This is a genomic window from Rhodococcus sp. NPDC006774, from assembly GCF_040636045.1.
Classification (GTDB): domain Bacteria; phylum Actinomycetota; class Actinomycetes; order Mycobacteriales; family Mycobacteriaceae; genus Rhodococcoides.
In genome coordinates this window covers 191,195-204,760 of record NZ_JBEYIW010000007.1, presented here as the reverse complement: position 1 = coordinate 204,760, position 13,566 = coordinate 191,195, and the positions used below count along the sequence as shown (strand labels likewise).

16 protein-coding genes are annotated in these 13,566 nt (G+C 63.5%); 8 read left to right on the top strand and 8 right to left on the bottom strand.

What is annotated here, in order from left to right; all coding sequences use genetic code 11:
• Positions 1-29 precede the first annotated feature (29 nt).
• Positions 30-506, top strand: a complete 477-nt coding sequence (locus ABZ677_RS13535; protein WP_037187676.1) for a DUF2231 domain-containing protein — start codon at positions 30-32, stop codon at positions 504-506.
• The gene (locus tag ABZ677_RS13530; RefSeq protein ID WP_037187678.1) at positions 499-1,218 is read left to right on the top strand and encodes a VIT family protein; all 720 of its coding nucleotides are present in this window, start codon (positions 499-501) and stop codon (positions 1,216-1,218) included. The genes ABZ677_RS13535 and ABZ677_RS13530 overlap by 8 nt, the downstream gene beginning before the upstream one ends.
• Positions 1,219-1,220: 2 nt before the next feature.
• Here ABZ677_RS13530 and ABZ677_RS13525 read toward each other — a convergent pair whose 3' ends face one another.
• Together ABZ677_RS13525 and ABZ677_RS13520 are read right to left on the bottom strand one after the other, a co-directional pair.
• A complete protein-coding gene (locus ABZ677_RS13525; RefSeq protein WP_358370054.1) occupies positions 1,221-2,102 on the bottom strand; it encodes a M56 family metallopeptidase in 882 nt (293 codons plus the stop codon).
• On the bottom strand, positions 2,099-2,476 hold the full coding sequence (locus ABZ677_RS13520; RefSeq protein ID WP_317810930.1) for a BlaI/MecI/CopY family transcriptional regulator: 378 nt from the start codon (positions 2,474-2,476) through the stop codon (positions 2,099-2,101). The genes ABZ677_RS13525 and ABZ677_RS13520 overlap by 4 nt, the downstream gene beginning before the upstream one ends.
• A 140-nt stretch (positions 2,477-2,616) precedes the next feature.
• On the opposite strand from ABZ677_RS13520, the gene ABZ677_RS13515 reads away from it, so the two are divergent.
• The 3 genes from ABZ677_RS13515 to ABZ677_RS13505 are packed head-to-tail and all read left to right on the top strand — an operon-like array spanning position 2,617 to position 5,496.
• On the top strand, positions 2,617-3,471 hold the full coding sequence (locus ABZ677_RS13515) for a tryptophan 2,3-dioxygenase family protein (RefSeq protein ID WP_358370050.1): 855 nt from the start codon (positions 2,617-2,619) through the stop codon (positions 3,469-3,471).
• Complete coding sequence (kynU, locus tag ABZ677_RS13510) at positions 3,471-4,679, top strand: kynureninase (RefSeq protein ID WP_358370270.1); 1,209 nt, start codon at positions 3,471-3,473, stop codon at positions 4,677-4,679. The genes ABZ677_RS13515 and kynU overlap by 1 nt, the downstream gene beginning before the upstream one ends.
• Positions 4,660-5,496 carry a PaaX family transcriptional regulator C-terminal domain-containing protein gene (locus ABZ677_RS13505; RefSeq protein ID WP_358370047.1) on the top strand — a complete coding sequence of 279 codons (837 nt, stop codon included), beginning with the start codon at positions 4,660-4,662 and terminating at the stop codon, positions 5,494-5,496. The genes kynU and ABZ677_RS13505 overlap by 20 nt, the downstream gene beginning before the upstream one ends.
• Here ABZ677_RS13505 and ABZ677_RS13500 read toward each other — a convergent pair.
• The 3 genes from ABZ677_RS13500 to gluQRS form a co-directional block, all read right to left on the bottom strand.
• Positions 5,493-6,236 carry a queuosine precursor transporter gene (locus tag ABZ677_RS13500; RefSeq protein ID WP_037187689.1) on the bottom strand — a complete coding sequence of 248 codons (744 nt, stop codon included), beginning with the start codon at positions 6,234-6,236 and terminating at the stop codon, positions 5,493-5,495. The two genes, ABZ677_RS13505 and ABZ677_RS13500, sit on opposite strands and share 4 nt — an antisense overlap.
• 78 nt (positions 6,237-6,314) lie before the next feature.
• Positions 6,315-7,181 carry a hypothetical protein gene (locus tag ABZ677_RS13495; protein ID WP_358370044.1) on the bottom strand — a complete coding sequence of 289 codons (867 nt, stop codon included), beginning with the start codon at positions 7,179-7,181 and terminating at the stop codon, positions 6,315-6,317.
• Positions 7,182-7,285: 104 nt separating this feature from the next.
• Complete coding sequence (gluQRS, locus tag ABZ677_RS13490; protein WP_358370041.1) at positions 7,286-8,146, bottom strand: tRNA glutamyl-Q(34) synthetase GluQRS; 861 nt, start codon at positions 8,144-8,146, stop codon at positions 7,286-7,288.
• A 387-nt stretch (positions 8,147-8,533) separates the two neighbouring features.
• Between gluQRS and ABZ677_RS13485 the strand changes: the two genes are divergently transcribed.
• Both ABZ677_RS13485 and ABZ677_RS13480 read left to right on the top strand, forming a co-directional pair.
• Entirely contained in the window at positions 8,534-9,658 is a 1,125-nt protein-coding gene (locus ABZ677_RS13485; protein WP_006898169.1) for a tyrosine-type recombinase/integrase, read from the top strand.
• Complete coding sequence (locus tag ABZ677_RS13480; RefSeq protein WP_006898170.1) at positions 9,655-9,987, top strand: helix-turn-helix transcriptional regulator; 333 nt, start codon at positions 9,655-9,657, stop codon at positions 9,985-9,987. Before ABZ677_RS13485 ends, ABZ677_RS13480 begins: the two co-directional genes overlap by 4 nt.
• Before the next feature lie 950 nt (positions 9,988-10,937).
• Here the strand turns inward: ABZ677_RS13480 and ABZ677_RS13475 are convergent.
• On the bottom strand, positions 10,938-11,390 hold the full coding sequence (locus ABZ677_RS13475) for a hypothetical protein (RefSeq protein WP_143544395.1): 453 nt from the start codon (positions 11,388-11,390) through the stop codon (positions 10,938-10,940).
• Between the two features lie 162 nt (positions 11,391-11,552).
• On the opposite strand from ABZ677_RS13475, the gene ABZ677_RS13470 reads away from it, so the two are divergent.
• On the top strand, positions 11,553-12,071 hold the full coding sequence (locus ABZ677_RS13470) for a hypothetical protein (RefSeq protein ID WP_143544392.1): 519 nt from the start codon (positions 11,553-11,555) through the stop codon (positions 12,069-12,071).
• A gap of 172 nt (positions 12,072-12,243) precedes the next feature.
• On the opposite strand, the gene ABZ677_RS13465 is transcribed toward ABZ677_RS13470, so the two are convergent.
• A complete protein-coding gene (locus ABZ677_RS13465; RefSeq protein WP_006898173.1) occupies positions 12,244-12,657 on the bottom strand; it encodes a Rid family hydrolase in 414 nt (137 codons plus the stop codon).
• 5 nt (positions 12,658-12,662) lie between these two features.
• The gene (locus ABZ677_RS13460) at positions 12,663-13,316 is read right to left on the bottom strand and encodes a TetR/AcrR family transcriptional regulator (RefSeq protein ID WP_101841652.1); all 654 of its coding nucleotides are present in this window, start codon (positions 13,314-13,316) and stop codon (positions 12,663-12,665) included.
• Between the last annotated feature and the right edge of the window lie 250 nt (positions 13,317-13,566).

The window sequence follows — 13,566 nt, the reverse complement described above, 5'->3', positions numbered from 1 at the left end:
ACGCGACTTCGAAGCCAGCGGGAGAACGCATGTCCACCTTCAACGGCCTACCGGCCCACATTCTGCTCGTTCACTTCATCGTGGTGCTGGCACCGTTGACCGCGCTGCTCGCCATCGCGGCGAGTATCTGGTCCGGGGTGCGCAGCAGGCTCGTGTGGCTCATTGCAGCCCTGGCGGTGTTCACGTTGGTGTTGACGCCGTTGACGACCGAGGCAGGCGAGTGGCTCGAGAAGCGCGTCCCCGAGACCGCTGCGGTCGAACAGCACGCCGAAATCGGCGACTGGATGATCTTCTTTTCCGTCGGTCTTGTCGTCGTCGCCGCGGCGCTCGTGTTCCTGCATCTGCGTGAGCGTCGGGGCAGCGCGCCCGTGCGGTGGCAGTCGATCGCGGTGGTGGTCTTGGCAGTGGTGATCGGAGCGACCACAATCGTCCAGGTGTACAGAATCGGAGAGTCCGGCGCGCGCGCCGCGTGGGACGACGTATCGGTGACGGCCGGCGATGAGTGAGCCCGAGCCGAGCCTGCACGAGCACGAACCGCACGGAGATCTGTCCGGTCGGCTGAACTGGTTGCGGGCCGGGGTGCTCGGTGCGAACGACGGCATCGTGTCCACCGCCGGTCTGGTCGTCGGTGTTGCTGCCGCCACCACCGACCGTGGGTCGCTTCTGACCGCAGGCGTTGCGGGGCTTGTCGCGGGAGCGGTATCCATGGCACTCGGTGAGTACGTCTCGGTGAGCACACAACGTGACGCCGAGCGTTCGCTGTTGATCAAGGAACGTCGAGAACTCGACGAGCAGCCCGAGCAGGAATTGGCCGAGCTCGCGGCACTCTACGAGGCCAAGGGCTTATCGGCCGACACCGCGCAGACCGTCGCTCGCGAACTCACCGAACACGATCCGTTTGCCGCACACGTGGACATCGAGTTGGGGATCGACCCCGATGCGTTGACCAATCCGTGGCAAGCAGCCGCGTCGTCGGCCGTGTCGTTCATCAGTGGTGCGCTCCTGCCGTTGCTCTCGATCCTGCTTCTGCCTGCTTCGCAACGTATTCCGGTCACCTTCGTCGTCGTGTTGCTCGCTCTGGCGTTGACCGGAACCATCAGCGCGCGCCTCGGTGGAGCGCCGAGTCGCCCGGCGGTGACTCGAATCGTGATCGGTGGCGCGATCGCGATGGCGGTCACCTACGCGATCGGCCAACTGGCGGGCGTCGCGGGTATTTGAGATCAGCGAAAGATCGAGGTGGCGACTTCTCCGGTTTCGGGGGCCACCACATCTTGGACGACATCGAACAACGCCACCGAGATCACGGTGAAGGCGAGGACGAGGATCAGTCCGGCCGCAAGGATTCCGCGATCCTGACGGCGTCGTGGTGGTTCGCTGAGGGCCTGCACGCGGCGAACGACGTCGCCGCCGGTACTGGCGAGAGTGCGGGTTCCATGGTCGAGGTGTTTGCGCAGCAAGGCGGTTCTGGCGATGGCGGACAACGTATCTCGACGGCCGAGTGTCGCTGCGCTCTCGTCGGCCTGGCGCTCGGCTGCGTGCCGGACCTTCGAGGGCACCGGCCGAAGAATCGGATCCAGCCGAGCCGCGATTTCACACATCTGAATCCACACGCTGTGGCGATGCCGTAGGTGCGCGCGCTCGTGTTCGACGACGGCGCGTAATTCGTTGTCCGACAGAGCCTCCGCGAGGGCGGTGGTGATCACGACTGCACCTCCGCCGGAGGGGACGGCGAAAGCGTCGGGAACGTCGGAGTCCACCACGACGATGCCGCCCGTCGCCCGCGCTTCGTCGCCGAACTCGGATGCGATCGACGCGCCGACGGCGACGCGTCGAGCATGGCGGGCGACCTCGACCACGCGCCAGAACATCCACGCGGAGATGATGATTCCCACCGTCATCCAGGCAAGCTCACCTGACGCCAGCAGCACCGCGGCAACCGCGGCCAGGGATGCGGCGACTGCAAACGCGGTGACCATCGACAGGATGGGCAACAGGACGACGGCAGTCGACGGGTTGAGTCGACGGTCGAGTTGTTCGGCTCCGAATCCCAGCAGCAGCGACAGCACCCACGGCAGCACTGCCACGACCAGGAGCAGGGTCATGGGTGTTGCTCGGCTGCGTCCGACTTGGCCAGCAGTTCTCGCAGCGTTGCCTCGTCCTCGGGGTCGAGTGCTGCCACGAAGCTGGCCAGCACATCGGCGCGTTCGGCTCGGGCACCGAGTTCGGTCCGCATCCGCATCGCGGCCCGAAGTGCGGGGATCTCGTCGACCGGGGCGTTGAGGGTGTAGACGAAGGATCGCCCGCGCCGTTCGCGATCGACCAGGCCTTTGCCGTGCAGGCGCACCAGCGCGGTCATGACAGTGGTGTGGGCGAGATCGGAGTCCAGATGCTCGCGGGCCTGGGCCACCGAGAGTTCCGTGTGCTCGCCGAGCAACTCGAGGATCGACTCCTCCAACTGTCCGGACGCTCTACGCACTGCGATTCCTCACTCGGGTCGGTTACTTCGAGGATAGGCGACGGGTGGCTTTCACGAAACCGGTGTATGTCGTATTACTGGCGGACGGCACAATGCTGTAATACGCTGTCGGTATCAGCCCATTACCTCGAGGACCAGCCATGAGTGTCGAAGCGAATACACGCGCGATAGAAAAGACTGTCGTCACCGACTTCAGCGACCGGATGAGCTACGGCGCATACCTGGACCTCGACACGTTGCTCAGCGCCCAGAAGCCGGTGAGCACCCCCGAGCATCACGACGAACTGCTGTTCATCATTCAGCACCAGACCACCGAACTGTGGCTCAAGCTGGTGCTGCACGAGACGCTGGCCGCGCGGGCGGCTCTCGATGCCGACGACATCGGCACCGCCCTCAAATGCGTCGCCCGGGTCAAGCACATCCAGAAGACGCTGACCGAGCAGTGGTCCGTCCTGGCCACGCTCACCCCGACGGAGTACTCACAGTTCCGTGGGTTTCTCGGCAACTCGTCGGGTTTCCAGTCGTATCAGTACCGGGCCGTGGAGTTCGTGCTCGGCAACAAGAATGCGGGCATGCTGACGGTCTTCGAGTCCGATCCTGCTGCTCACGAACAGCTTTCGACTCTGCTGCACGAGCCCAGCCTGTACGACGCCTTCTGGCAGTCGTTGGCGCGGCAGGGGTACGACGTACCGGCATCTGCGCTCGACCGTGACGTCACCGCGGCATATACGTTCAACGAGGATCTGATGCCGCTGATCAAGTTCGTCTACGAGAATCACACCGAACATTGGGCTGTGTACGAAGCCTTCGAGGAGTTCGTCGATCTCGAGGAGAACTTCCAGCTGTGGCGCTTCCGGCACATGCGGACGGTGCTCCGTACCATCGGAATGAAGAGCGGGACAGGAGGCTCGAGTGGTGTCGGATTTCTGCAGAAAGCGCTCGAACTCACCTTCTTTCCCGAATTGCTCGCTGTGAGAACGGAAATCGGCCGATGATGGAACGTGCACTCGAACTCGACAACAAGGACCCGCTCCGCAGCTATCGCGACAAATTCCTCGGCAGTGACGACCCGTCGATCAGCGCATACCTCGACGGCAACTCGCTGGGCCGGCCCACCAAGGCAAGCGTCGAACGGATCAACACCTTCATGACGCAGGCCTGGGGTGGACGCCTCATCCGCGGTTGGGACGAGCAGTGGTTCGATCTCCCCGTCACCATCGGCGACGCCCTGGCCCACGCCACCCTCGGGGCAGCGTCCGGTCAGACCACGATTGGCGATTCGACGACGGTACTGCTGTACAAGCTGGCGCGGGCGGCGATCGCCATGCGGCCGGGCCGCACCGAGATCGTCATCGACCGCGACAACTTCCCGACCGACCGATACTTGCTCGAAGGCATTGCAGCAGAGCTGAATATGACCCTGCGATGGATCGAGACGGACCGCCGCGGTGGTATCGAGCCCGAACAACTCGCCGAGGTGGTGGGGGAGAACACTGCCTTGGTGGTGATCACCCACGTCGCCTACCGGTCCGGCTTCCTCGTCGACGTGGCCGAGACGACGCGCATCACGCACGCAGCCGGAGCGCTGATGCTGCTGGATGTGTGCCACTCCGTCGGGTCGGTACCGCTCGAACTCGATTCCTGGGGAGTGGATCTGGCCGTCGGATGTACGTACAAGTACCTCAACGGAGGACCCGGATCACCGGCCTTCGCGTACGTGCGCAGTGATCTGCAGGGCGATTTCGTCCAACCTATCTGGGGCTGGATGGGTCGCGCCGATCCATTCGAGATGGCGCAGGGCTACGTTCCCGCACAGGGTATTCGACGCGTCATCAGCGGCACGCCGTCGGTGTTCGGGATGATCGCGATGCAGGACACCATCGAGATGATCGCCGAGGTGGGGATGGACGCGATACGCGCGAAGTCCGTCGCACTCACCGAATACGCCCTCGAGCTCGTCCGCGAGATGCTGATACCGCTCGGGGTGGAGATCGCCTCACCCGAGGACTCGACTCGACGCGGCGGTCATGTCACCATCGACCATCCCGAGTTCAAGGCGATCACCGCTCGCCTGTGGGAGAAGGGCGTCATCCCGGATTACCGCGCGCCGCAGGGTATTCGCCTGGGATTGAGCCCACTGAGTACCTCGTACCGAGAGGTGTATCTGGGAATCGTGGCGATCCGTGACGAACTCCGCGCCTAGCACTGCCGGGGCCATCCTCGACGACTTCGACTCTCGCCCGGGAAGCGCCACCTCCTTGGTGCGTACCGTGCTCGGGGCTTACGTTCGCCCTCTGGGAGGGTGGTTCGCCATCGCCGATTTCGTGGTCCGGATGGACGCACTCGGGGTGCCATCGGAGAGCACGCGCATCGCGGTGGCCAGGTTGAAGAAGAAGGGCGTCGTCGAATCGAGTAATCGTGACGGCCGCACCGGCTATCGCATCACCGAGCAGGCCGACGCGATGTTCGCGCGCGGCGACGGTCGGATCTTCGGGTTCCGGCGGATGGCCGACGGCGATCCGTTTCGGCTCATCTCGTTCACCATCCCCGAGACCCAACGCGCCGCGCGCCACCAACTGAGGCGTCGACTCACCGGAATAGGATGCGGCACAGTCTCACCCGGTCTGTGGATCGCACCCGAATATCTCGCGGACGAGGCCGGTGCCATCGTCGACGCGTTGGAGCTCTCGCCCTACGTGACGACGTTCGTCGCCTCCGAGGTCGCGCCGCCGACCACGCTGCGTGAGAGCGCCGCGCAGTGGTGGGATCTGGCCGGCATCGCCGACCGGCATCGGGCATTCTTGGACACCTACGACTCCGAGGTTCCGGCCGGAGACCCGCGCGACGCGTTCGTCACGTTCGTGCCGTTGCTCGACGAATGGCGCGTCATTCCCTACGTCGACCCGGGCCTTCCGCCGTCCATGACGCCGAAGGACTGGCCGGGAACCCGGGCCGTCGCGACCTTCGAGGCAGCGCGAGAGCGCTACCTCGAGGTCAGTCGAGAATGGGTCGCGAGCTAACTGCTCTGGTACGACGGTTCGCGCTTCTTGATGTACGAGATGACGCGGTACGTGATCGGCATGACGATGACCTCGGCCAGTGTCTTCCACAGGAATCCGACGATGACGTAGTTGATGAAGTCGGTCCAGGTGGTGATGCCGATGACTCCGGCGGCGATGGAGCAGAAGATCAGGGTGTCGAAGAATTCGCCGACGATGGTCGAGCCGATCAGTCGCGCCCACAGGTGCTTTTCCTTGGTGCGTTCCTTGATCTTGACCAGGACGACGGAGTTGAGGAGCTGCCCGACGGTATAGCCGGCGAGACCGGCGAGGACGAGTCGGGGGACGACACCGACGACGGTTTCGAGGGCCTCTTGGTTCTCGTAGAACGAGGCGGCGGGAAGTTCGATGGCGATCCAGAAGCACACCGAGGTGAGCAGCAACGATCCGAAGCCGAGGTAGATCGCGCGGCGTGCGGCCTTGAAGCCGTAGACCTCGCTGAGGACGTCGCCGAGGATGTATGCGAGGGGGAACAGGAAGAATGCCCCGTCGGTGTTGATCGGCAGGATTTGGAAGGGTCCGAGCATGACGTCGGACGAGGCGAAGAAGGCGACACCTTTGCTGGCGGCCACGTTCGAGATCAGCAGCGTCGCGACGAACAGCGCGACGATGGTGGGGTAGTAGCCCCGGCTGATGTGAGCGAACGTGGCCTGCCCAGACTCGGTGCCGCCGTTGGCGGCGGTGTGTTCTGTAGTGGTCACTGCTCGATCCAAGCACCGAGACGACGATGGGCGCGAATCCCGGGTGAGGGATACGCGCCCATCGGGGCAGATCTCAGGTCAGGCGACGCGTCCGCGCACCGTGACGCGGTAGGCGTAGGTTCCGGCGATGATCGTGATCGGGATGGAGACCAGCAGACCGATGCCGATGAGGACGGCACCGACGATGTTGATGCCGACCAGGGCGAGGGCCAGCACGAAGAGGGTCCCACCGTTGGACGCGATCGCCTGGGCGCTGGCTTTGATGGCGGGAATCGGCTCGTCACCGCGATCGATGACGAACTGGAAGGTCCACCACGTGAAGAACGTGATGACGATGCCGGGGATGACCAGCAGGACGAAGCCGATGCTGGTGGCTATGCCGACGAGGATGCCGGCGATGATGACGGCGGCAACATTGCCGAACTGGAAGAAGGACCCGAACCCGGGCTTGATCCCGTCCACCTCGTGCAGGGCACCGCGGACGAGTGCCGCTTGAATGAGGAGCGCGACGACTCCGACGACGACACTGAAGATCAAGCTGAGGACGACGTTGTCGGAGCTCAACACGAAGTTCAGGACGCCCTGGATGATCGCGGCGACGAGGACGATGCCGACCCAGACGAGGGCGTTCTCCTTGAACTTGCCGAAGCCATATCCGATTGCCGTTCCCACGGACAGCTGCGTCGGCATCGGCGACTCACCGAAAGCCGGAGGCGGCGGGTAGTTGCCCTGCGGGGGCGGTGGGTAGCCACCGGGTGGTGGGTAGCCGCCTTGCTGGGGGTGATCGCCGGGAGGGGGCGGGTAGTTCCCGGGAGGTGGGTAGCCGCCCTGCGGAGGTGGTGGGTAGTTGCCCTGGGGAGGTGGCGGGTAACCGCCCTGCGGGGGCGGGGGATAGCCGCCGGGGTTCTGTGGATCCTTGTCGGGGTCGTAACCGCCTGAGGTCATCGTGTCCTTCTCCCTCGGGAAGAGTTGTCGCGGTCACTGTACGTCCGATTCGTCCCCGAGTTGGGTGCTGTCGCATTGCAACGTGATCTCGATCGGTCGGTAGGTCAGGTATTCGAGGGGTCGAACACCCACGGTTCGCGCGGTACCCGCGTCGGCTTCCACTGTTCGAGCAGTTCCTCGGCGTTCTTCGCATGGGGCATGCCGAGCGAGGCGGTGATGAGCGACCACGCGTCGGGTCGTTCGCGCAGTGTCACCGCGCCGTCCCGCTTGGCCAGGCGCTTGCCCTCGACATTGAGTGCGAGGGGCACATGGACGTAGGTGGCGGGGGTGAGGCCGAGAAGTTGCGCCAGATATCCCTGCCGAGGGGCGGAGGTGAGCAGGTCGTCGCCGCGCACGATCTGGTCGACGCCCTGCGCGCCATCGTCGACGACGACGGCGAGGTTGTAGGCGGGGACGCCGTCGGAACGACGAAGGACGAAGTCGTCCACCTGGCCTCGGAACAGGCCGTGCAGCTGGTCGACGATGGTGAATTGTGTTACCTGCGAATGCAATCGGATGGCGGGTGGGCGGTCCTTCGCTGCTTTCTGGTCCGCGGTGAGATCGCGGCAGGTCCCGGGATATGCGCCGTCGGGTGCATGGGGCGCGGATGCGGCCTGCAATATTTCCCGACGCGTGCAGAAACACTCGTACGTCAGCCCGGCGGCGGTGAGCGTGCGAATCGTGGCGTCGTAGATTTCCCGACGCTCGGATTGCCGCATGATGGGCCCGTCCCAATCGAGTCCGATGGCGGCGAGGTCGTCGAGTTGACGTTGCTCCGAGCCGGCCTTGACGCGATCGAGGTCTTCCACGCGCATCACGAAACGTCGTTCAGTGGAGCGGGCGAAGAGCCAGGCCAGCAGTGCGGTTCGGAGGTTGCCGAGATGCAAGTCGCCCGAGGGACTGGGAGCGAAGCGTCCGGCGGGCATGGGGACATCGTAGTTTCAGGTGTGTTGGGGAATGAGGGACTGTCATTAGCTTGCTGTGAAGTGAATGGCCGCCTGACGCTTTTGGCTCACCCAATAGTCTTCGCTGCATGCTTGATTGATGCTCCGACACCCGCACCGAAACGGGGGAGCGGGGTACCGACGCGAATCCGCACCCCTTATTGGCAATGCCGTCACAAACATCGAGTTGTAAAGGTCCAAGTAGGCGGAATTGCGTCCGATGCAACTGCGTTACACCGCATAAGCTGATGCGACCTGGACGTTGACCGCGGTGTCATCCTATCCGTTGCCGGCCCTCCGTCTCGCCTGACCTGCGGCGACGGCAGTCAGACTAGACTTGATTCAACATTGTTGTGTTTAATGCAACGCATGGGCGAGACTGAGATTCCGGGTGCGGCGCATCTGGTGTTGACCGACGGGGTAGTGCATCTCGAGCCCGAACAGGCAGTGTTCGAAGCGATGCTGGCGGGGTGGGAACGTCAGCAACGAACGCGGTTTCTCAGTGACGAGGGGACGATCGCGCCGCGTTTGTCGCTGGTGCGTCGGATGGCCGAGTTCACCAATTCGTATCCGTGGCAATGGGAACCGGCGGACGGTGAAGATTTCATCGTGCATCTGCGGTCCTCGGTCCGGCGTAAGCCGATCGTGGTGTCGACCGCCCGGTCGTACGAGATGTCGATTTGCTTGTTCATGGAGTACGTCACCGACAGCCGCTACGGTTGGCCTGCGCAGTGCTGGGATCGGTTTTCGGTTGTGCCGCAACAGGTTTTTCACGAGGGAAACACGATCGCGCATGCTGCAGATTTCGAGGGCGGACCGGGGAGGCGGCCGCTGACCTACGACGAAGTGCAGACCTTGTTCGATGCCGCGGACGGCCGCGTCGAGCAGATCCGCAAGCTGGGCCGCAAAGGTTCGTTGACAGCGTTACGCGACGCCGCCCTGCTCAAGACCGTCTACGCCTACGGACTGCGCCGTCGAGAGGCCCGCGGGTTAGATCTCTCCGACCGACGCCGCGCACCGAAAGCAGCGCAGTACGGCCAGTACGGTGCTTGGTTCGTGCGGTGGGGGAAGGCATCGAAGGGAAGCCCGCCGAAGCGGCGCACCGTGTTGACGGTTCCGGAGATGGATTGGATCGTCGATGTGCTCGACCACTGGGTCGAGGAGGTTCGGCCATTGATGAAGCCGGGCGCGCTGACCGCGCTCTGGGTCAGCGAGCGCGCCGGTCGAATGTCACTGCGCAGCATCAACGATGCCTTCGAGCAAGTGCGTCAGGCGGCGGGGTTGCCGGTCGAACTCGACCTGCACTGTCTGCGGCATTCGTACGTCACGCATCTGGTGGAGTTCGACTACCCAGAACGGTTCGTCTCCGAACAGGTCGGTCACCGATACGCCTCGACGACCGCGATCTATACCGGTGTATCCGACGAGTACCGAACCCGACTAATACGCCGAGCGCTGCAGAGCCGCGACACTTTATGGAAGGGAGCGCCATGATCAAGAAGATGGGCTACCGCTGGAACCTGCGACGCCTGATGGCCGACCATGAGATGTTCCAGACCACCGAGCTGGGCCCGCTGCTCGCCGAGCGCGGGATTCACCTCTCCCGCGAACAGGTCTACCGGCTCGTCACCGCACCGCCGCAACGGTTATCGATGGACACCCTCGCCGCGTTGTGCGACATCCTCGGGTGCACACCGAACGACCTCATCGAGATCGACGTCGTCAACACTGCTATCAAGAAGACGAGCAACGGCAGTACGGGTGAGCACCCAGCCCCGCCACGGGCACGACGCACCACCATCCGCCGACCAGAGACGACATGAGCCGACGGCCGGGAGTCGAGCCACGCCAGATCGTGCTCGAGCGAGCCGCCCATCACGTCAGAGACAGTGTTCCTGACCTCAGTCTCTGCGCCGCAATGGAATTCGTTGCCGAAGCGGTAGTCGACTCAACACTGAGACCGTTGGAAGCGCACCTTGCGCGGCATCCCGATGCGCTGACGTCGGGATCATCGAACACCCCAGTGGCAGTGCAGCGACTGGCCGCGCTACTCGTCGCGGCCGGACACACCACGGTCACGATTCCCAGTTGCCTACGATGCAAGGCCCCAAAGATCCTGCACCACATAGTCGACGGAGGTCGTGTCTGCGACAACTGCCGACGATATTTCCACTGCGCGCCGTGCAGTCGCTGCGGCAAGGATCGGTCGATCGCCAAACGCGACGACCACGGCAGACCACTGTGCAGCTCATGCGTCCCCCGCAAGAGGGGGCCATGCGGACAATGTGGGCGAGTGTTGGCGATCAAGGCGCGGCGGAGCGACGGCGCCGCATTGTGTCCGAATTGCTACCGCACTCCGCACTGCACCTGCATCCGGTGCGGGGAGGACGCGCCCACATACGCCCACACCGACGACGGCCCGATCTGCAAAAGCTGCTACACCCGGCCCAAGCGCCGCTGCGGTGGGTGCGGCGAAGTCAGGGGAATCGACCGCACCGCCCGAGGCACCGAACCTGATCTCTGCAACCGCTGCCTCACCCGACCACGACACCCATGCGTGATCTGCGGTGCGGCGCATCCAGCACATCCGGATGCCCAACAACCGGTATGTCTTCGCTGCCGCGACGACGGCCATGTCCTCGAACCCCAGCTCACCGAATCCCCGACACGAGTACGCCGGCGACAACACGAAACCGCCCACGACGCACTCGAGGCAAAGCTCCGCATCGTCCTCAGTCACCCGGAACACGGCATTGCCGAGCAACTCGTTCCGTTAGTTGCCGTCTTCGCCCACGTCCCCAATCCGTCTTCGACGATGCGCTGGCTTCATCGACGCGCCGGCGGTGCGAAGTTGCTTCACGAGCTCGCTCAACGAGCCCACCACGAGTCCCTGAGCCATGAACTGCTCGACCAGTGCCCGCCGAGCTATGCTTTGCACCGACTGCGTGATCTGCTCGTCCACGCGGGAATTCTCGCGGAGCGCGACGAGTTGCTCGAGCGAATCGAACAGTGGCTCGAGCATGCCCTCGGTGAACGGCCCGCTCATCACATCGCACTCGTGCGACCATTCGCCACCTGGCACGTTCTGCGGCGTGCTCGCCGACGATCCAACCGACGGCCCGTCACGGTCAGCGCTGCCACTTACGTTCGGAGCCAAATCGCAATCAGTCTCGAATTCCTGACCTGGCTCGATGAACGCGGCAAGACACTGCCCACGACCGATCAAGCCGACATCGATGTTTGGCTCGACGGTGGCAGCGAATACCGTTACTTCGTAACCACATTCATAGAATGGTCGAAAGGAAGGAAGCTATGCTCCGACCTGACGGTGCCCCAAAGGCCGAGCGCCGGCCCGTCGAACTTGCTCACCGAAGAAGACCGGTGGGACATGCTCGACAGGTGTCTTCACGACGACGAACTGCCTCTCGACGTCCGAGTCACGGGTGCGCTCGTCCTGCTTTACGGCCGCACAACCACCAGCATCGCTACGCTGACCTGTGGCCGCATCGACGTCGTCGACCAGGAGACCTACCTGCGTTTCGACGAAGGCCCCGCCTTGGTGCCACCTGCACTGGCCGCACTCCTGACCACCCTGCGAGACAACAGAGTCGGTCGCGAAACCTTCTACCAGACCGAACTCGCAACCCGATTTCTGTTTCCGGGAAGGTCCCCGGGCAGGCCAATGGCGTCTGCTGTCCTCGCACGCAAACTCCGCCACCACGGGATCGAACCGCTTCCTGCCCGCCACTCGGCTCGCTCGGCCTGGGCCCGCGACATCCCTGCCCCGATCGCCGCTGACCTACTCGGCGTCAACATATCTACAGCCACCAAATGGTCCAGTCGAACACGACGAGACTGGGCCGACTACCTGCTCGCTCGTTCCGAAGAGCAACAAGACGAATCATGAACGCCAAGCTGAAACAGTGAATGTGCACTTACACAACACATTCAAGGTCCTACCATCGAGCATTTCGACCAGGTTCGATCCGGGCATCGGGTCTCGACTACCTGTCCCAGTTTTCGGATACACCGACGAGTGGGCAGGTTACGTCGCCGGTGGCCCCCAAATGGGGTTGCGTCTACGATTCGGCGCTTGGGTAGGAAGCGACTGCTTCGACCTCGAACAGGATGTCGGGCATGGCCAAACCCGACACACCGATTACGGTCTGTGTCGGTGGCAGCTCCCCGCAGCTGTCATGGACAACACTTCCGATGATTCCGAGCTTCTCGAAATCCGGGCCGACGACGTAGGTTCTGAGTTGGACGATGTTGCTGTGGTCGAGCCCGTGCGAAGCCAGGGCCACGCCGAGGTTGGCGAATGCTTGTTTCACTTGGCCGGCGAAGTCGGCAGAGACGACCATGCCGTCCTTTCCGGATCCGTACTGACCGGAGACGAACACTAGGCCAGTACCGGCTGGCACTGCCGCAGTGTGACTGTAGCCGTAGGGAATTGGGTCGTGGAGCTCACTGGGGTTGATGACTGAGTGGGACATGGGTGTCACCCTTCTTGTTCGCCGAGCGCCGGCGGGTTGCCGGAAGTTTCGTGGGTATCGACTTGGAGGACGTACGCCAACTGGGAGATGACTACGTCGCGGTAATTCGTTGCAGGAAGAGGCAGGTGGCCGAGTACCGTTGGGTACAGCACGCCGACGATGTTTGCCACTGCGACTTCGACGATGGACTCGACATCGAAGCGCGGGTCGAATTGACCGCTCTCCACTCCTCGACGAACAGCGTCCGCGAAGGGTTCTCGGTACTGGGTCGCCAATGCTGTGGCGTGCTGCCGGAGTTCGGTGTCGTGGGCGGCTGCCGTCCAGAATTCCATGAGCATCCGCCAGGTCGGAACATCCGTTGCAAGGCCACGGTCCACCATCGCCACCAGTTGTTTCCATGGGTCATCGAATTGCGCCGTGAATTCGCGCATGGCTTCAACGGCAACGGAAGTGGCGCGTTGGAAAGCTTCGATCAACATGTCCTCGCGAGATCCGAAGTAGCCCTGCAAGGTGCTTACTGCGATACCGGAGGCCTCGGAGATATCTGCGTACCTGGTGCCGCTGTATCCGCGGACCGCCATAGTCGATATCACCTGATCGAGCACGAGGAGACGCTTGGGGCCACCTGCTCGTCGGTTGCGCACTGCGGCTTCGCTCATAGCCATACCGTATCACAATACGGTATGGCTAGCCGGTTCAACATCCGCCTTCGATCACGTCCACCGCCGCAAACGAGCCTCCGATTGACGTGACGGTGCGAATGGACGGGCTCGTACGGAACGGTTTCGCGCCCGCTGACAGACGGCGGGCAGATCTGAAGATGCTTGGGCTACGGGGGCGTCCACCTCGGCTCGACGTCACCAGGCTGGGCGAGCGGTGCCTAAACTGTTGTAACAGCCAAACCGGGGA

Bases quoted from the DNA above. Each gene is read 5' to 3' on its own strand.
- ABZ677_RS13535 (WP_037187676.1), top strand. From the start codon at position 30: ATGTCCACCTTCAACGGCCTACCGGCCCACATTCTGCTCGTTCACTTC.
- ABZ677_RS13530 (WP_037187678.1), top strand. From the start codon at position 499: ATGAGTGAGCCCGAGCCGAGCCTGCACGAGCACGAACCGCACGGAGAT.
- ABZ677_RS13525 (WP_358370054.1), bottom strand. From the start codon at position 2,102: ATGACCCTGCTCCTGGTCGTGGCAGTGCTGCCGTGGGTGCTGTCGCTG.
- ABZ677_RS13515 (WP_358370050.1), top strand. From the start codon at position 2,617: ATGAGTGTCGAAGCGAATACACGCGCGATAGAAAAGACTGTCGTCACC.
- kynU (WP_358370270.1), top strand. From the start codon at position 3,471: ATGGAACGTGCACTCGAACTCGACAACAAGGACCCGCTCCGCAGCTAT.
- ABZ677_RS13495 (WP_358370044.1), bottom strand. From the start codon at position 7,181: ATGACCTCAGGCGGTTACGACCCCGACAAGGATCCACAGAACCCCGGC.
- gluQRS (WP_358370041.1), bottom strand. From the start codon at position 8,146: ATGCCCGCCGGACGCTTCGCTCCCAGTCCCTCGGGCGACTTGCATCTC.
- ABZ677_RS13485 (WP_006898169.1), top strand. From the start codon at position 8,534: ATGGGCGAGACTGAGATTCCGGGTGCGGCGCATCTGGTGTTGACCGAC.
- ABZ677_RS13480 (WP_006898170.1), top strand. From the start codon at position 9,655: ATGATCAAGAAGATGGGCTACCGCTGGAACCTGCGACGCCTGATGGCC.
- ABZ677_RS13470 (WP_143544392.1), top strand. From the start codon at position 11,553: ATGCTCGACAGGTGTCTTCACGACGACGAACTGCCTCTCGACGTCCGA.
- ABZ677_RS13465 (WP_006898173.1), bottom strand. From the start codon at position 12,657: ATGTCCCACTCAGTCATCAACCCCAGTGAGCTCCACGACCCAATTCCC.
- ABZ677_RS13460 (WP_101841652.1), bottom strand. From the start codon at position 13,316: ATGAGCGAAGCCGCAGTGCGCAACCGACGAGCAGGTGGCCCCAAGCGT.